The organism is Tardiphaga sp. 813_E8_N1_3, from assembly GCF_051811025.1.
In the GTDB taxonomy this organism is placed as follows: Bacteria; Pseudomonadota; Alphaproteobacteria; order Rhizobiales; family Xanthobacteraceae; genus Tardiphaga.
Window position 1 is genome coordinate 2637868 of the sequence record NZ_JBPWQE010000001.1, and the last position, 17165, is coordinate 2655032.

A 17165-nucleotide genomic window follows, 5' to 3' on the forward strand; every position below is an offset into this window, starting at 1 on the left:
ATGGCCAAAGCCGAAATTTCAAAAGCTGTATATCGCCGCTTTCGCACGCTCTTGATCGCAAATCGTGGCGAGATAGCCTGCCGCGTCATCCGCACGGCGCGCGCCATGGGCTTGCGCACCGTCGCGGTCTATTCCGAGGCAGATGCCAACGCGCTGCATGTCGCGGAAGCCGACGAGGCGGTGTTGATCGGCCCGGCGCGTGCGCGCGACAGCTATCTCAGTATCGAGCGTATTCTCGAAGCGGCGAAGAAGACCGGCGCTGAAGCGATTCATCCGGGCTACGGCTTTCTCTCCGAGAGCGCAGAATTTGCGCAGGCCTGTGCCGATGCCGGACTGATCTTCGTGGGGCCGACGGCCGACATGATCACCGCCATGGGCTCGAAGTCGGGCTCCAAGGCACTGATGGAGAAGGCCGGCGTGCCGCTGGTGCCCGGCTTCCATGGCGAAGCGCAGGACGAGGCGACACTGGCCAAGGCGGCCGACAAGATCGGCTTCCCGGTGCTGGTGAAAGCGTCAGCTGGCGGCGGCGGCCGCGGCATGCGCGTGGTGCGCTCGGCGGCCGAACTGGCGCCGGCCATCGTTAGCGCGAAGCGCGAGGCACTGGCGGCGTTTGGCGACGACCGCATGCTGATCGAAAAATATGTCGACAATCCCCGCCACATTGAGGTGCAGATCGTCGGCGACAGCCATGGCAATCTGGTCTCGCTGTTTGAGCGCGAATGCACGCTGCAGCGCCGGCATCAGAAGGTGATCGAAGAGGCGCCGTCGCCGACGTTGAGCGATACGCAGCGCGAGGCAGTCTGCGTGGCGGCCCGCAAGGCGGCTGGCGCGGTGGACTATGTCGGCGCCGGCACCATCGAATTCGTCTCCGACGGCAAGGAGGTGTTCTTCATCGAGATGAATACGCGCCTGCAGGTCGAGCATCCCGTTACTGAACTGATCACTGGCGTAGATCTTGTCGAATGGCAGCTGCGTGTCGCCTTCGGCGAAAAGCTGCCGCTGACACAAGACCAGATCAAGCTCAACGGCCACGCCATCGAGGCGCGCGTTTACGCGGAGAACCCACACAAGAATTTCATGCCCTCGGTTGGCAAGATTCGCACCTGGCGGACGCCCGCTGAGACGAACGGCTTGCGCATCGATGCTGGCTATCGCGAGGGCGATGCGGTGTCGCCGAATTATGACGCCATGCTTGCCAAGGTGATCGCTTGGGCGCCAACGCGCGACGCGGCGATCAACCGGCTCAATCGCGGGCTGGAAGAAACCGATATTCGCGGCATCGTCACCAACACGCCGTTCCTGTCGGCGCTGGTCACCCATCCGGATGTGCGTGCCAACACCATCGATACTGGGTTCATCGAGCGTGAATTGAAGGTGTTGACGCCAGCCTCGGCGACGCCTGGCGATCTCGAACTATGCGCGGCTGTCGCCGCCATCGTCTCGAGCGAAGAGCAGGCAGTACGGGCCGCCGGTACCTCGCCCTGGCAGACGGCTGGCTGGATGCCGGTCGGGCGTCGCCAACGGGTATTCAAATTCAAGCATGGTTCGGACGAGCAGCGCGTGACGTTGAATTACGGCAGCGGTCCTGCAACGATTTTGATCGGCAATCGCGAGCTGGGATTTGAGACAGCTGCGGCCGATAACGGGCATTTCGATCTGACGCTGGACGGAGCGCGCTCGCGCATCGTTTCGGTGATCGAGGGCCACGAACTCTATCTGCGCACGCATCACGGCCGTTTCGACATGCACTGGGTCGATCCGTTCGGCGGCGACGATGAAGAGCAGGTCGGCGAGGACAAGATCGTTGCGCCGCTGCCGGGCACCGTGGTGGCGCTGCTGGCCGAGGAGGGCGCAATCCTTGAGAAGGGCGCTGCCATCCTTACCTTGGAAGTCATGAAGATGGAGCAGACCCTGCGCGCGCCGTTCGCCGGCGTGCTCAAGCGCATCAAGTGCAAGGTCGGCGATATCGTTGGAGAAGGCGTCGAGCTCGCGGAAGTCGAGCCGAGCGCCTGATCTTCTGAAAGACGTATGAGATTGAAATGAGCATGAGTGATCAGGTTCGCATCGTCGAGGTCGGCCCGCGCGACGGTTTGCAGAATGAGAAGACGCCGGTGTCGGTTGAGGACCGCATCGCCTTTGTGAAGGCACTGGTCGGGGCTGGCCTGCATACGGTTGAGGTAGGCTCGTTCGTGTCGCCCAAGGCAATCCCGAAAATGATGGGTTCGGATCAGGTATTTCTCGGCGTGCGCGATTTGCCCGGCGAATTCCATGTGCTGGTGCCCAACGAGAAGGGCTATGAGGGCGCGAAGGCGGTCGGCGCGAAAGTCATCGCGGTGTTCGCCTCGGCTTCGGAAGGCTTTTCGCGCGCCAACATCAATTGCTCGGTCGCCGAATCCATCGAGCGCTTCAAGCCTGTGATCGAACGCGCCAAGGCCGACGGCATCCGCGTGCGCGGTTACGTGTCCTGCGTACTTGGCTGCCCTTATGACGGCGACGTCGCGCCGCAGGCGGTCGTCGATGTCTCAAAGACGCTGTTTGATCTTGGCTGCTACGAAGTTTCGCTCGGCGACACGATCGGTGTCGGGACGCCGTCGAAAGCGCGGCAGATGCTGCGCGCCGTTGCTGGCTCGGTTCCCATGCCGAAGCTCGCAATGCACTTCCACGACACTTATGGTCAGGCGCTGGCCAATCTCTATGCCGGGATGGAAGAAGGCTGCCGCGTTGTCGACAGCGCTGCCGGCGGTCTCGGCGGCTGTCCCTACGCGCCTGGTGCGACCGGCAATGTCGGCACCGAAGATGTGGTCTACATGCTGGAAGGCATGGGCATCGCCACAGGCGTCGATATGAACAAGCTGCTGGCTGCGACCAACACCATCAGCGCTCTGATCGGCCGCCCGCCGGTCAGCCGTGTCGCTTCGGCACTCAACGCGAAGACGCGCTGAGGCCCGTCCGGCCGACAACGAGATACGTCAGGCCGGGACGTCCATTGCGAGCTTGAGGAGGTTCGCGGTCAATGGCGTCTTGGCGACGTAGTCCTTCCACGCCGTATCGCGCGCGATATCGCGCCACTTGCCGACGGTCGCAGCGTCGAGCGCGCTGACCTTGGCGCCAGCCTTCTCATAGACCCTGGACACCTCGACATCGTCCTGCTGCGCGCCCGCCTTGCCGAAGGCTTCCATCTCAGCGCCGACCGAGACCAGAATATCCTGGTGCGCTTTCGGCAACTTGTCGAACACCGCCTTAGACATCATCAGAGGCTCAAGCATGAACCAGTAGGACGCACCCGCGCCGGAGGTCAGATGCGTGGCAACTTCGCTCAGCTTGAATGAGATGAGGCTGGTCGATGACGTGATGCCGGCATCGCAGGCGCCGCTCTTCATTGCCGCGTAAATTTCGTTGGACGGCATTGAGAGTACATTTGCGCCGGCAGTCTGCAGCATCATGTTCATCTCGCGCGAACCGCCGCGCACCGTGAGACCCTTGGCGTCCTCAGGGACAACCAGTGGGCGCGAGCGGCTAGCCACACCGCCGGCCTGCCAGACCCAGGTCAGCAGCATGATGCCCTTGTCGGCGAGAATGTCGCTCAGTGCCTTGCCGATCGGTAGGTTCTTCCAGCGCAGGCCCTGATCGTAGGTTGAGACCAGACCAGGCATCAGGCCGATATTCGCCTCCGGCAGTTCATTGCCGGCATAGGGCAGGGGATAAAGGCTGAGATCGAGAGTTCCTTTGCGCATGGCGGAAAATTGCGCATCCGCCTTGATCAGCGATGAATCCGGATAAACCTCGGCAACGAGGTCGCCGCCACTCTGCTTGGCAATGGTGGCTGCGAAGGTGCGGACCAGACGGTCGCGGAAGTCGCCGTTGTCGATGGTGCCGCCGGGAAACTGGTGCGAAATCTTCAGGGTAGTCGCTGCCTGCGCCGTACCGATACCGCAACGGAGGATCGCAGGCACGGCGAGGGCCGATCCAAGGATGTGGCGGCGAGTCAGCATGCGTAACTCCTGAAAGTGGTCGTCTGGTGCCGGGCGGGACAAAATGCGCCCGCGTCCTTGTTGCTCCGTCACCGCGCGCCCCTTCGTTTATACATTCCGAACTGGCGGGCAAGTGATGTTGCGTCGCACGCAATGACTATCGGATGCGTCATCAAGACTTTTTTTGATGCGACGTAACAAGCCGCGCTCTCCGTACGTCTGGTTCATAGCGACAGACGTCGCGCTTCAGAAATGGATCAGAGGAAGAACATCATGACCATCTCCACCAGGTTTGCGCTTGGCGTGTCTGCCGCTGTCGTCTCGCTCAGTCTCGCGCTGGCACCTGCCGCGTTCGCTCAGGACAAGATGAGCAAGGATGACGGCATGAAGAAGGACACCATGTCGAAGGGTGATGGAATGAAGAAGGATGCCATGTCTCACGACGGCATGAAGAAGGACGATGGCATGAAAAAAGACGGCATGATGAAGAAGGACGATGGAATGATGAAGAAGTAACGTCTTCGCCGGCATCGTTGTGACGGGCCCGTCCATGCGACGGGCCTGTCATGTTGCGCTGCTCGTTGCTGGACCTGAAAACTCGGCATAGCCTCCGCGCATAAGAAAATGCCTGGGGAGGCCATGATGAAAAAAGAACGACGCGTCGTCGTTGCGGCGACTTGTCTGATCGCAGCAACACTGTTTCCGAGCGTAACGACATGGAGCGCCACCGATGAGATGGGCTTCGTGCGCATCAATCAGGGCGAAGAAGTCTGGAAGAACCCGTTCGGTGTTGGCGTCGAAGTCGCGACACTTTACGGAGATCCCTCAAAACAGGGCATCTATGTGCTGCGGATCAAGTGGCCGCCCGGCATCATGAGCAAGCCGCACAAGCATCCGGAAGATCGTCACGTCGTGGTGCTGTCGGGCACCTGGTACACCGGCACGGGCGAAGCCTTCGTGCCTGAGAAGTCGATCCCGATGAAGACCGGCGGCTACATGGTGCATCCCGCCGGTGCGGTGCATTGGGACGGGACACGGGAAGAGGGCGCGGTGATCCAGATCACCGGTTACGGCCCGAGCGGCAACAATTTCGTCAAACCCGACGAGCCGCAATTCGGCAAAACGAACTGACCTCGGACAATCAATTCAGGCAGCGTGCCATCGGATGATGGCACGCTGATCTCGTGCTTATTTACGCTTCTTGCGGGCGGCGTAGCGGGCGTCGCGGGCAGCTTTCTGCTGGGCTTCCAGCGCGGCCTGGGCAAGCGCGGCTTCTTCCTTTTCGCGCGCGGCCTGGGCTACAGCAGCGGCGGCTTCCTCGGCTTCACGGGCCTTCTGGACAGCCTTCTCAGCGTCGCGGATGGCCTTGGCTTCCGCGCGTGCGACGGCAGCGGCTTCGCGCTCGGCGGCGCGCGCCTTCACGGCAGGATCATCGGGCCCCGGTGCTGCCTTGAATTTGTTCAGAATGTTCTTCTTGGCTTCGATCGCAGCCTTCTGGCGATCCGCGAAGCTGGGTTCCTTAAATGACATGAACGAGGCCTTGTCGCTTTCTTTGGTTTGGGGTGGGTCATTGTCGGGTGCGGCAGCCGGGCAAACACCCAGGCAATGGCCGAAACTCGGCTGCGGTTTACAGCCGACAGCGCGGCAACGCATCAACTATCTGCGATTTACGGCAATCTTACGCATGATTTGCCAGCAAGGAGGCTGCGCGAGGCTGGGGCGGAGCTTGCGCCGGGGTGATCCGCGTATATCCGCACATCCCGGGAATCGGGCATGTTTTGGTCATCCGGCGATTTGGAGCGCGCGGAGCAGGCCGCCTGCGCGGCGCGAGGACTGACATGGATGCCCAGAAGACAGCCGTCGATGCCGTGGTCATTCTGACCGGCTGTAATCGCGACATGGTGACCCACTTCATTCGCGGTCTGTATCTGGCAGGCGTTCGCGACCCCAAGCGTTTGACTTTCAAAGGGCTGCAATTCGCAGCAGAAGCAGGCGCTTAGCAACATTTGTAGCCAAAATGGCCATGTTGCGGCTTTGCAGCGGCCGTGCTGCTGCCTTGAACCTGCGGTGCCCTCCGGCTGACTGATCAGGAACTTTCCGCGAAACGCGGAGTTCCTGTCGCCATCGGGAGTTATCCATGCAAGCAGCCATCGATCGCGTCATCCGCTCGTTCAGCTTCAAACATCCGGCCTCGCTCGCAGAGCCGATGTCCGACAGTCGCTCGATCCAGGCGAGCGATGAGGTGACAGAGTTGGCGACCCGGCTGCTCGAGAATTACAAGGGTCAGCTGGCCCGACGCAGCCCGAAGCCTGACTGAGGGCCGATTCAAGCATCCTCATTGACCGATCTCCATGGATCGCGGCTTCGGGATTTGGCATTGCCAGGACTTGCGTTGCGGTGCGATGAGGGGGCATGACTGCGCCGCTCGCAGACCCAACCATCCAGGAGACATGATGCGAAACTCCCAGCGTGCCGTTAGAGCCATGGCCGTCGCGCTCAGTGCGACCATGATCGTGGCCGTGTCCGACGTCTCCCTTTCTTCCGCCATGGCGCAAGCGCCTCAAAAACAAGCGCCGCAGAAAATGGCGCCAGCCGCAGGAAAAACCATGACCACAGCTTCAGGCCTCAAGATCGAAGACACCACCGTTGGCACCGGCGCAACGCCGGCCAAGGGACAGACCTGCGTGATGCATTACACCGGCTGGCTCTATGAGAACGGCGTCAAGGGCAAGAAATTCGACTCGTCGGTCGATCGCAACGAGCCGTTCGAATTCCCGATCGGCATGTCGCGTGTCATCAAGGGCTGGGACGAAGGCGTCGCCACCATGAAGGTCGGCGGCAAGCGCACGCTGATCATTCCGCCGGATCTCGGCTATGGCGCGCGTGGTGCCGGCGGCGTGATCCCGCCAAATGCGACGTTGATCTTCGACGTCGAACTGCTCGGCGTCAAATAAGCCCGATCAAACGACCTATGCCTGCGCGATCCTGCGCAACAACGTCCGTGACGCTTCCTCGCCGGCATAGATGTCGGCGAGGGGCGCTGCCTTCGCGATGAAGGGTGCCTTGTCCGGCTTGACGAATGTCACGCCCATCGCTTCGACCTGCAAGCGTGTTTGCGCCTCAAATGCGGTCCACAGCTCGTTCATGTGATGATAGGACAGGGCGGCGGCTTCGCGGATGATCTCCCGCTGTTTCGGCGTCATGCTATTGAGCCGGCCGGCGCCTACCAGCAGCACGTCCGGAATCATGGTGTGTTCGTCGAACGAGTAGTGCGTTGCGACTTCAGCATGCTTGCCGACAATCAGCGCAGCCACGCTGTTCTCTGCACCATCGACCAATCCCGACTTCAGTGCGACATAGACATTGCTCCATGACAGCTCGATGCCTTGGGCGCCGAACAGCTGCATCAGCTTGACCATGGTCTCCGATGGTTGGATGCGGATCTTCATGCCCTTGAGATCGTCGGGATGAAGGATCGGTTTCCGCCCATAGAAACTGCGCGCGCCGGCGTCGTAAAAGGTCAGGCCGGTGAGACCGGCCGATGTGGTCGAGGCCAGAATGTCGTTGCCGACCTCGTTGCTCGTGACTTTCAGCCAGTGCGCGCGATCGCGGAAAGTAAAGGGCAGGTTGAGAACCTTGTAGGCGGGATGGAAGCGTTCGAGCACGCTGGCGCTGACTTTCAGGAAATCCAGTTTGCCGGCCTGTACCTGCGACAGCAGGTCGACTTCCTGACCGAGCTGCCCGTCCGCAAACAGCGCGATGTCGAGTTCGCCCTGCGAACGCTCGCGCGCCAGATCTGCAAAGTGCTGCATTGCCGGGTGGACGGGATGGCTGGTCGGAAGACTATGGGCGAGGCGCATCTTCAGCGGCTCGGCGCGCAGCACAGCGGGGCAGGCGATTGCCAGTCCCGCAGTCAGCAAAAGGCGGCGCCGTGACAGCATGGTCTGACCTGTGGTCTGGCTGGAAAGATGATGCACGGATCGGCGCGGTCCCTGCGCCGGACGCAATGTTACGTCGGAACCCGGGAAGTTTAAAGTCTGCCGCCGGCTACTTTGGGGCGATTGGCCTGGAGCAGGGCGACATAGCGGTTCTTGGCATCGGGCGCGACCGCACCGCGGCTGGCCAGATGATGCACGCAATTCAGCGCCAGATCGAACGAGCCGTAGCAATGATGCGCGATCAGCGCGAGGTGCTTGAGCTGTTCGCTGTCCATCGCCTCGGCCTGGATGAAATCCCGGACATAGACGACGTCCGCCTCGACGAGTTGATTGATGGCGGCAGCAGGATTCGGCCCCATCATGGGCGCGATCATCTTCTTGTTGATGGCCGCGAACATGTGCGGAATGAAGCCGAGGCTGCGCAGTTCGAGATCGATGTCGCCGAACACCGGCTGTTTCTCATAGAGCGGCACGAAGGAGACTTCGGTCTGAATGGCGACGGCCTTTGCCAGTTTGGTGCGACCGTTCCTGAACACCGACAGTTCGCCACCCTGAATGTCGATCTTCAAGAGATCGATGTGCTCGATCTCGGCGATATCGTCGAGCCGCCGTGTATCGAGCGGGAGTCTGTCGACGACACGTCCGAGCTCGGTGAAGTTCGGAAAGTGCGTGAGTGTTTTGGGCTCAGGTTGCAGCAGGCTGGCAAAGCCGATGCCGCGGCAGATGTTCAGCGTATGGCTGCCGCCATCGCCGACGGCATAAGGAAGATAGGTCTCAAATGCGCCCTTGCGGGCCTGCAGTTGCGCCAATGCCTGCGGATGCGGATCGAAACCAGTGACGTGGCAAAGTCCGCTTTGCAGCATCGGCTTATAGGGCGGGTCACCGTCAATGGGATTGGCGCCGATATCGACGACAGCGGTCGGCCGCGCAGGCTGGAGCAGCGCGGATAATCCATCATCGTTGCGTCGAATCGCGCCGTGCCGCATGCGTACCTTTCCTGCGAATGGTGCGACAATGCGTGCTTCGGCCGACGTGGGCAGCGTGTCAGAGTGTCGCGCGACAATTCGAGCGATTGAGGTACTTGGCGCCGGGATGGAGGACGAATGAAAGACGAACAAAGGGATGGTACAGCGCATAGCCGCCCCATTCACCATTCGCCGCTGTTCTGGATCGGCGTTGTTCTGTGTCTGGCTGCGATCGTCATCTATGTGATGACCTACGACCTGTCGTGGCCGGTCGCCAGATAACGACGCTTACGCTTTCTTTGGCTTCTTCCTGGCTGAGGTGTTCAGCGCCACCGCAGCGCGGATAAGCGCCTGCAGCGCCTTTTCGTTGATTTTGTCGCCTTCGTGAATATCGATGGCGCGGCGGGTGTTGCCGTCGAGGCTGGCGTTGAACAGCCCTGACGGGTCATCGAGCGATGCGCCCTTCGCAAAGGTCATCTTCACGACCGCCTTGTAGGTCTCGCCGGTGCAGATGATACCAGCGTGTTCCCACACAGGCACGCCGCGCCACTTCCATTCCTCGACCACCTCGGAATCGGCCTGCCTGATGATCTTTCGGATGCAAGCGAGCATCTCGCCGCGCCAGTCACCGAGCTCCCTGATCTTTGCGTCGATCAGTTCGGAGGGAGAGGCTGCTTCGCGGACCTTCGTCGATTTGACAGACGTCTTTTTTGACATGTGCTCCCTCTCGGCAGCCGGCGCCATGCGGCTCGGTCGGTGGTTCTTACCTACCAACTGTATTTTATCTACCCATTCCAGAGGTAACTCGGCCCGTTTTGAGCGTCCAGTCTCGGCCAGCGCCTAACAAAGATCGTTGCTTCCTGCTGGGTTGCGCCGCGCGAACCAATTCCAGCGTCACCAAATCGCGTGTAGCTTCGGAGCATCAGCGCACTGCGTGATTCGTAGCTTTTTCCTTGATTCAGTTCATTCGCGTTCGACACCAATCCGCCCGTCACGGCGCTTGTTGTCATCAACTATGTCATGGCCGTTTTGAACAGCGGTCCGAGGCAGATTGTTAATACGTGCTGCGTTAGTCGTGACACGAGCCATCGCCAATATGTCGGGGGAATCCGGATATGACGTATCGCCACGCTGTCGTTCTTGCGGCTGCCTTGTTGGGCGCCGTCAGCGCCGTCCAGGCCCAGACCCTGCCGTCCTATATGGCGCCGATTTCCGGGCTGACCGCGACAACGCCGGCTGAAACGGCGACCAAAGATATGCTCGCGCTCAACACCGGCATGTTCGAGCTCTACGGCGAGGCAGGAAAGGTGTTCCGCACCAACATCCTCGCCAAACATCCCGTAATCCTCGGTCTGTTCTCCGGCGCCGGCGGCAAGTTCACGCTGTACCAGCCTGGCAAGCCGCCGCTCGACGCGCCCTCGGTGCCGATGGTCTATCAGCTGCTCAAGTCGGTGGGCCACAGCACCATGGCGCTGGCCGAGGTGGTCGGCCCTTATGTGAACAATCCCGACAACAAGTCCTGGCTCGGTTCGATGAAGGCCTATCGCAGCCGGATGCAGTCGGCGCTCGATGGCCTCGACCTCACGCCGATGCAGGCCGACTGGCGCGACAACAATCGCACCATTCTGCAGAACAATCTGGCTTTCATGGACGAATGCATCGCCAAGGGCGTCATTCCCTTCGATGTGCTGGAGGCGTTCGGCAAGAATCAGGCGCCTTATCTGGCCAAGAACGTTGCCTGGGCGGCGCAGACCCAGGTCAATCACTGGATGACGGTGCTGGGCGACTGGAAGAAGATGCTGGGTCCCGATTGGGACAAGGCCTATGCCGCCAGCAATACGATTTATGTGGCACGGCAGAACAACGTGCTGTTCAGCGTGCTGGCGCAGTTCTTCCCGCCGGAGGCCATCAACGATCGCCTGCTGTTGATCGAGACCGTGTCGTTCACCACCACGCAGGCCGATATGCTGGAGTCGCTGACCCGCATTATCGCCGATCGCTCGGTGGGCTCGCTGTTCTTCGGCAACTATCACCTGATGGATTATGAATTGATGGGGGGCGACGCCCGCGCAGCCATCATCGCCGAAAGCGCCAAGCGCGGCATGACGCCGTTCCTGCCGCCCGTGGTGCCGTTCGGCTCCAACCAGTGGCCGACGCTGATCACGACTGGACCGGGGCCGGCCACCATCGCCGATCTCAAGTAATCGGCGCGGCGGCGGACGGCTGTCGATCAGGGGTGGAAGCATGCGGACTTCGCGTCGCGAGTTCATGAAATGGGTATCGGCGGGCGGTATTTCGCTCAGCCTGTCACATCTAGCTGCGGCGGAGCCGGTGGCGTTCCCGGCACGCGAGACACTGCCGGGGCGGGGCAAGTTGAATCCCGCTATCGGCGGTGCCGGTCGTGTCGATGGCGTTGCCAAGGTCACCGGCTCGAAACTCTATGCGTCGGATTTCCGGGCGAATGACCTGCCGGGCTGGCCCGAGAAAACCTCGCATGCGATTTTGGTGCGCGCGCCCGACGCCACCCATGTCTATCTTGGCATGGACCTCGCGCGGCTGAGCGGAGCGCTGAAGCCAACGGTAATCGTCACCGCGGCGGATCTCGCCGAGGTCAACATCCGCGTGCCCGCCTATTATGAAGGCGATCTGTTCTGTCCCGTCGGGAAGACGCCGCTCTATATGGGCCAGCCCGTTGCGTTGCTGATCTTCGAGCAGTTCGACAGCTATGACCGGGCGCGGATCGCCTTGCGCGACGGCACCTTCGTGCAGTTTGGCGAGGAGACCGGCCCGATCGTAATGCCGAATTATGCGGCGTATCGTTTCACCCGCGTTGCCGGCGCCACGCCCGATGCGCCCGATGTCTACTCGCCAGTCCTTGCCGGCTGGGTCACGCCCGGCCGTACCCAGGCGTCCGCGCTGCCGGTATGGTCCTCGACCGCGCACAAGAACGAGGCCGGTTACGAGAAGGCTGCCGTGTACGGCGACAAAATCCGCGCCGAGATCACCGCAAGCGAAACGTCGGCTCTGGTACTGGACCGCATCTTCGATACGCAGTCTGTCGATCCGATGTTTATGGAGCCGGAATGCGGGCTGGGCTGGTACAGCGCAAAAGACAAGGCGCTCGAACTGGTGCTGGGCGTGCAGTCGCCCTATGAAGCGGCGGAATCAATCGCGTTTCTGCTTGGCGAAACCAAGGCGCCGTTCAAGCCGAGTGCGATCAACGCGCAATTCGCCTATGTGGGGGGCGGTTTCGGCGGCCGCGACCATACGCCATTCATTTTCTATGTGACGCTGGCGGCGATATTCTTCCCGGACCGTCCGGTGCGGCTGGCGCACGATCGGTATCAGCAATTTCAGGCTGGCATCAAACGCCACGCCATCAAGATGCGCTCGCGCATGTCTGTCGATCGCGCCTCTGGCAAGATCACGGCCTTCGCCGCCGATCACGTGCTCGATGGCGGTGGTCTCGCCAATTTCTCGGCCAATGTCGCCACCTGCGCCGCAACGGCCGCGATTGGTATCTATGACGTGCCGAAGGTCGATGTGACGACTGTGGCGGAGCATACCCGCGGCGTGACCGCGGGTTCGATGCGCGGCTACGGTTCGCTGCAGACCATGACCGCGCTGGAAGTTCTGATCGACGAGGCGGCGCTTGCGCTGAAGCTCGATCCCATCGACTTCCGGCGACGTAATGCCCTGAAGCAGGATGGCCGCACCATGACCGGCAATCCCTATATCGTCTCGGTGCGGAGCTTGGAGGTTCTCGACAAGCTCGAGCAGCACGCGATCTGGCAGCAACGAGCTGCAGAGAAGGCGCGCGCGGCCAGTAGCATACTGGTCGGCACCGGCGTCGCCTGTGTGACCAAGGACTACGGCACCGGCGGCGATAGTTCGAACGGTCGCGTTGAACTCAGCCCCGACGGCAGGATCGCGATCTTCTGCGACCATGTCGAGATGGGCAACGGCATCGGCACGGCGCTGGCCAATCGCGTAGCATTGCATCTCGGCAGCATCGCTGACGAGGTGGCTGTGTCGCAGGTCGGCGTGTTCGATGCGATGGAGCTGGTGACCTCCGGTGATTGCTACACCATGGACCAGAAGACCCAGGACAGAGCCGAGAAGGATCCGCGCTGGGTGCCGTCGATCAGTTCGGCCACCTCAGCCTCCATAGGCGCCCACGTCGGTACCCATGCCGCGGCGGAAGCAGCGCGGGTGATCTTCCGCTTCGGTCTGTGGCCGGCGGCGCTGGCGCTATGGAATATCGGCCCGCGCGATCCACGCGCCAAGGACTTTGCCAAGGCGCAGTGGAAGGACGGACAGCTCACGATGGCGGGCCTGCCGTCGCTGCCGCTGGACAAACTTGCCGCCGCGGCCCATGCGCGCAATCTGGTCACCGGCGCCGTGGCGCACGGGTTCTCGCGCTGGGCGTGGGCACGCGCACGTTTCCCCATTAATGGCGAGCAGTATCGCGCCGAGATCGACGGGCTCGCGCTGCGTCGTGGCGCCGGCAAGTTCACGCGCATCAATCGCGCCAGCGTGCTGTTTCCGCCGACCGATAACAACCGGATGGGCACGGCCTATACAGCGGCATGCGGCGCAACGGTGCGTGTCGAGATCGAGAAAGCGACCGGCGCGCTGCGCATCGCCAAAGCCTATACCGCATTCGAATGCGGGCAGGCGCTGGTGCCGGAGGTTGTTCTCGGCCAGGCACAGGGCGGCTTCGCCATGGGCGTCGGCTACGCGCTGCTGGAAACGCTGCCGCCGTTCGAGGGGGGCCCCGGTAACGGACAATGGAATCTCGGCCAGTACCTGGTGGCGCGAGGATCGGATCTGTCGCTGCGCGACGTGGAGATCGAGCTGATGCCGCCACTGACGCCGGACGAATTGCCGAAGGGCATGGCCGAGGTGGTGATGATCCCCATCGTGCCGGCATTGCTCAACGCCATCCATGACGCCATCGGTCACCGCTTTGCGGCGCTGCCGGTGACACAGGCCATGCTCAAGGGAGCGCTCGCGTGACGACACTGAGCATCACCATCAATGGACAGGTCCATGCGCCCACCGAGGTGCGCGACGATCTCTCCATGAACGACTTCCTGCGTGAATATCTGGGCATGACCGGCACCAAGTTCGGCTGCGGCGCCGCGCAGTGTCTGAGCTGTGTCGTGATCGTCGACGAGCCCGACGGCACCTGCCACACCAATCCGACCTGCGTGACCTCGGCGGCGAGCTTCCACGGAAAGTCCATTCGCACGGTCGAGGGCCACGCCAAGAACGGCGAACTGTCGCCGCTGCAGAAGGCCTTCATCAGGCATTTCGCGTTCCAGTGCGGTTACTGTACCGCCGGTTTTCTCAATGAAGGGCAGGTGCTGCTCGAGCAGCTGGCAAAGACGCCTGTGCCGCGCGGGGGCCTTGAAGAGCGGATCGCCGAGGCGCTCGACGGGCATCTGTGTCGCTGCACCGGCTACTTCAAATATCATGAGGCCGTGCTCGACGTGATCCTCAGCGACGCGAAGCGCTATCTCATTCAGGAGCCGCGCGGATGAGAGCCGAGACGCGCGTCAAAATATTGGTTGTCGTCGCGACGCTTGGGATGAGCATGCTCACGGCCTATGCGGCCGGGCAGGGTACGTCGAAAGGGCTGGCTAGTCTGGAGAGCTTCAATGGCATCGCCGATATCAATGCACGCTCGGCGGCGATCTTCACCGAACTCGGCAAGGTGCTGACGCATCCGCGCTGCGTGAACTGCCATCCCGCCGGCGACATGCCGCGGCAGGGCGATACGCGTCGTCTGCATCAGCCGCCGGTGACGCGTGGGCCCGATGGCCACGGCACCGCGGCGATGCGCTGCAACTCCTGTCACAAAGATGCCAATTTCGAACCCGGCCGCATCCCCGGTCATCACGAATGGCACCTCGCGCCGCGCGAGATGGCATGGGAGGGCAAGACCGTCGCAGAGATCTGCGCGCAGATCAAAGACCCCGCACGCAATGGCGGCCGCAAAGTCGAGGATCTCATCGATCATATCGGCAAGGATACGCTGGTCGGCTGGGCCTGGGCACCGGGTTACGGACGTGCGCCTGCGCCGGGCACGCAGGCGGAGGCGGGCGCTCTCGTGGAAGCTTGGGCAAAGACGGGCGCAGCCTGTCCGGGCTGATGCCACGACGCCATTTCATTGGACAGGATGGCGATTCCGGCGGGATTCGAACCTGCAACCCACGGAGTGGAAGCCCGCTATACGAGCAGAGAAATCGTGGAGATGCGGTGACCGTGTACTATCGACGTACTGCGCGACGAGCAGTTGGTCGATCTCTTTCGAAAACCAGCGCGAGTTCTAATAAGCGCAACCCGACGTAACGTCGTCACCCCGGAGAATCAACATGACCATTCGCTGCTCTTGCGGCGGCGTTGCCTTAGCGTAGCACCGCTTCAACATTGGATGCGCAATCCTCTTCGATACTACAATGTGTCCAGTTACCGCTCGTCCTTGTTCTCGCGCGATTTAGATCTTTCAGAAAGGAAAACAAGGAACTGAAGGACACACCGTAAGTTTGAAGACCGCTTTTGAAAGTTGGTCATTTCATTCATACGGAGTAACGCTATGTCGAAAAGCGCATTGCTTGCTTGTGCGATTATCTGCTTTGCATCACAGGCTGAAGCCCGCAAGGGAAGTCATCACCGAGCGCGCGCGTGGTGTGGGACATACCTCAGCAAATACCTTCATCAATCCGATCGACGTCTTGCTCGTGCTCGCGAATGGGCGCGCGTTGGTTCGAGCGCCGGAGGCCCGGGCATTGGAGTAGTTGTGGTCTGGCCACATCATGTCGGGATCATAACGGGGCAAGCTTCCAACGGCGAATGGATAGTACACAGTGGCAACGATGGCGGCGCGATAAGAACTCGTCCTCGATCAGTTTCGCGCGCTATCGCTTTCCGTCGCGTTTAACGACATCGTTAGAGTCGCCACGCGTTCTTAGTCACTCCCGGTAAGTGGGTCTCACTTCAGCATTCACCGGCGAAGCACGGCACTAGCGCGCCGTTTGCCAACGTGCAGCCGACGATGATGGTTGTGATCGACATAGGACTGCACAAGCGACTTGGTGAATGCTTGAGAGGTATTGAACATTTGCCGTCGTCTCAAGCGCGAGGCGCGCCAAGATCATCCCGATGTCTTCCCAGGCATGATCGTTTCGGGAGAACGATTTAGGAATCTCGTGTTGCGCGCCCTCAGCGGGGCTAGACGGGAAAACCTGAAATCAAAGGGGGTTAGCAATTACACGGCGCAACACGGAAATCGGCAAAAGAACGAACGCGATACGCTGTCATGTTATTGATGTGATGAGAAAATTGCTGGCGATCCCAGCAGGATTCGAACCTGCAACCCACGGAGTAGAAATCCGTTACTCTATCCAGTTGAGCTATGGGACCGGCGCGTCGTCATATCATCGTCGGTATGGCTTGGACAGACCGAGTGAATTGGCCGGATTCGGACACGGTTTTCAAGCGTTTGGGCGGTCGGTGAGCTGGCCTTTCTCTTGCTGATTGAGCGGTGAAGCCGCGATTTCAGCCAGAAAGTGTGCCGACTTGATCCGCTTTTCGTCCCAAAACCGAACGTCCGTCTGTGCCTTTGACGTGGCTTCGATTCCTGTCCCGTTCGGGGATCGTCTCGCAGATTCGGCTTCGGCAGACTGGCGGACCTTAAGGCTCCGACGGCGGGGGCCGCGATGGTGGCTTGCCGTCCTTGCCATTGTCATCGGCGATGCCGCGCTGGCCGGTCTCGCCTGGCTCGCCGTCGACGTCATCCTCAAATAGCTGCTCCGGGAAGCCATATTGCCTGGTCACGAAACGGCCGGCCATATAGGAGATCTGGCACGCGATCAGGCATCCTGTCGTGACGGCAATGCCGCCCAGCGCTGAAAATCCCTGGCTCCATGTCATGACGGCGGACAGGACGGCGACCAGCACGGTCGTCACGATAATGAGCCACACGGGGCCGACGAGTCCGACGGCGAGGCCCGCCAGTGAACTTGTCGCCAAAAGAAGTTCGATCATGATGCGATGCACCCAGAAGGACCGAGCGGTCGGGTGATCTCCGTGATCATCCGATGCCGCAAAGCGCACCCATCTGACCGCAGTTGTAAGTCTTGGGTACCGATGATCTCCGGTCGTCCCCAGCAGGCTGCTTTTAGTCTTAACGTGTCGCGTTTGATTAAAACGCGCGGAGCGACGACGGGTCCGGCCGGCCGTTCATGCGCGTCCGGCGCGTTGTAAAACTGTCACCAAAATCGCCA

At 61.2% G+C, this 17165-nt stretch carries 18 protein-coding genes and 1 tRNA gene; 12 read left to right on the top strand and 7 right to left on the bottom strand.

The genetic code is table 11. The features are described from left to right. Together AB8A33_RS12635 and AB8A33_RS12640 are read left to right on the top strand one after the other, a co-directional pair. Positions 1 to 2013, top strand: coding sequence for an acetyl/propionyl/methylcrotonyl-CoA carboxylase subunit alpha (locus tag AB8A33_RS12635; RefSeq protein WP_439093102.1), 2013 nt, complete (start codon positions 1 to 3; stop codon positions 2011 to 2013). 32 nt (positions 2014 to 2045) lie between these two features. Then, positions 2046 to 2942, top strand: a complete 897-nt coding sequence (locus AB8A33_RS12640; protein WP_439058422.1) for a hydroxymethylglutaryl-CoA lyase — start codon at positions 2046 to 2048, stop codon at positions 2940 to 2942. A 27-nt stretch (positions 2943 to 2969) separates the two neighbouring features. On the opposite strand, the gene dctP is transcribed toward AB8A33_RS12640, so the two are convergent. Beyond that, the gene (dctP, locus tag AB8A33_RS12645; RefSeq protein WP_439093103.1) at positions 2970 to 3992 is read right to left on the bottom strand and encodes a TRAP transporter substrate-binding protein DctP; all 1023 of its coding nucleotides are present in this window, start codon (positions 3990 to 3992) and stop codon (positions 2970 to 2972) included. Between the two features lie 252 nt (positions 3993 to 4244). Between dctP and AB8A33_RS12650 the strand changes: the two genes are divergently transcribed. Both AB8A33_RS12650 and AB8A33_RS12655 read left to right on the top strand, forming a co-directional pair. Then, positions 4245 to 4487 carry a pentapeptide MXKDX repeat protein gene (locus AB8A33_RS12650; RefSeq protein ID WP_439093104.1) on the top strand — a complete coding sequence of 81 codons (243 nt, stop codon included), beginning with the start codon at positions 4245 to 4247 and terminating at the stop codon, positions 4485 to 4487. Between the two features lie 126 nt (positions 4488 to 4613). After that, positions 4614 to 5102 carry a cupin domain-containing protein gene (locus AB8A33_RS12655; protein ID WP_175368972.1) on the top strand — a complete coding sequence of 163 codons (489 nt, stop codon included), beginning with the start codon at positions 4614 to 4616 and terminating at the stop codon, positions 5100 to 5102. A gap of 57 nt (positions 5103 to 5159) precedes the next feature. Here the strand turns inward: AB8A33_RS12655 and AB8A33_RS12660 are convergent, their stop codons facing one another. After that, on the bottom strand, positions 5160 to 5501 hold the full coding sequence (locus AB8A33_RS12660; RefSeq protein WP_089264260.1) for a DUF6481 family protein: 342 nt from the start codon (positions 5499 to 5501) through the stop codon (positions 5160 to 5162). A gap of 308 nt (positions 5502 to 5809) precedes the next feature. On the opposite strand from AB8A33_RS12660, the gene AB8A33_RS12665 reads away from it, so the two are divergent. The 3 genes from AB8A33_RS12665 (at position 5810) to AB8A33_RS12675 (ending at position 6925) form a co-directional block, all read left to right on the top strand. Further along, positions 5810 to 5971 carry a hypothetical protein gene (locus AB8A33_RS12665; protein WP_439093105.1) on the top strand — a complete coding sequence of 54 codons (162 nt, stop codon included), beginning with the start codon at positions 5810 to 5812 and terminating at the stop codon, positions 5969 to 5971. A 137-nt stretch (positions 5972 to 6108) separates the two neighbouring features. Then, on the top strand, positions 6109 to 6288 hold the full coding sequence (locus tag AB8A33_RS12670) for a hypothetical protein (protein ID WP_439093106.1): 180 nt from the start codon (positions 6109 to 6111) through the stop codon (positions 6286 to 6288). 136 nt (positions 6289 to 6424) lie between these two features. Further along, a complete protein-coding gene (locus AB8A33_RS12675; RefSeq protein ID WP_439093107.1) occupies positions 6425 to 6925 on the top strand; it encodes an FKBP-type peptidyl-prolyl cis-trans isomerase in 501 nt (166 codons plus the stop codon). Positions 6926 to 6940: 15 nt separating this feature from the next. Here the strand turns inward: AB8A33_RS12675 and AB8A33_RS12680 are convergent, their stop codons facing one another. Both AB8A33_RS12680 and AB8A33_RS12685 read right to left on the bottom strand, forming a co-directional pair. Next, a complete protein-coding gene (locus AB8A33_RS12680; RefSeq protein ID WP_439093108.1) occupies positions 6941 to 7948 on the bottom strand; it encodes a TRAP transporter substrate-binding protein in 1008 nt (335 codons plus the stop codon). A 53-nt stretch (positions 7949 to 8001) separates the two neighbouring features. Further along, a complete protein-coding gene (locus AB8A33_RS12685) occupies positions 8002 to 8895 on the bottom strand; it encodes an FkbM family methyltransferase (RefSeq protein WP_439093109.1) in 894 nt (297 codons plus the stop codon). Between the two features lie 117 nt (positions 8896 to 9012). Here AB8A33_RS12685 and AB8A33_RS12690 point away from each other — a divergent pair, with 117 nt between their 5' ends. Beyond that, a complete protein-coding gene (locus AB8A33_RS12690) occupies positions 9013 to 9156 on the top strand; it encodes a hypothetical protein (RefSeq protein WP_439093110.1) in 144 nt (47 codons plus the stop codon). A gap of 6 nt (positions 9157 to 9162) precedes the next feature. Here AB8A33_RS12690 and AB8A33_RS12695 read toward each other — a convergent pair whose 3' ends face one another. Then, positions 9163 to 9591 carry a DUF1801 domain-containing protein gene (locus AB8A33_RS12695; protein ID WP_439093111.1) on the bottom strand — a complete coding sequence of 143 codons (429 nt, stop codon included), beginning with the start codon at positions 9589 to 9591 and terminating at the stop codon, positions 9163 to 9165. Between the two features lie 398 nt (positions 9592 to 9989). Here AB8A33_RS12695 and AB8A33_RS12700 point away from each other — a divergent pair, with 398 nt between their 5' ends. From AB8A33_RS12700 to AB8A33_RS12715, 4 genes are read left to right on the top strand one after another with little or no spacing between them, the layout of a single operon-like run. Beyond that, positions 9990 to 11078, top strand: coding sequence for a hypothetical protein (locus tag AB8A33_RS12700; RefSeq protein ID WP_439093112.1), 1089 nt, complete (start codon positions 9990 to 9992; stop codon positions 11076 to 11078). Between the two features lie 40 nt (positions 11079 to 11118). Next, positions 11119 to 13893 (top strand): xanthine dehydrogenase family protein molybdopterin-binding subunit, encoded by a 2775-nt coding sequence (locus AB8A33_RS12705; protein ID WP_439093113.1) that lies wholly within the window; start codon positions 11119 to 11121, stop codon positions 13891 to 13893. Continuing rightward, complete coding sequence (locus AB8A33_RS12710; RefSeq protein WP_439093114.1) at positions 13890 to 14420, top strand: (2Fe-2S)-binding protein; 531 nt, start codon at positions 13890 to 13892, stop codon at positions 14418 to 14420. Before AB8A33_RS12705 ends, AB8A33_RS12710 begins: the two co-directional genes overlap by 4 nt. Then, the gene (locus AB8A33_RS12715) at positions 14417 to 15031 is read left to right on the top strand and encodes an Isoquinoline 1-oxidoreductase subunit (protein WP_439093115.1); all 615 of its coding nucleotides are present in this window, start codon (positions 14417 to 14419) and stop codon (positions 15029 to 15031) included. The genes AB8A33_RS12710 and AB8A33_RS12715 overlap by 4 nt, the downstream gene beginning before the upstream one ends. Before the next feature lie 1194 nt (positions 15032 to 16225). Here AB8A33_RS12715 and AB8A33_RS12720 read toward each other — a convergent pair. Continuing rightward, a tRNA-Arg gene (locus AB8A33_RS12720) sits at positions 16226 to 16302 on the bottom strand. Between the two features lie 270 nt (positions 16303 to 16572). Then, positions 16573 to 16926: a hypothetical protein gene (locus tag AB8A33_RS12725; protein WP_439093116.1), complete on the bottom strand. Its 354-nt coding sequence runs from the start codon at positions 16924 to 16926 to the stop codon at positions 16573 to 16575. Between the last annotated feature and the right edge of the window lie 239 nt (positions 16927 to 17165).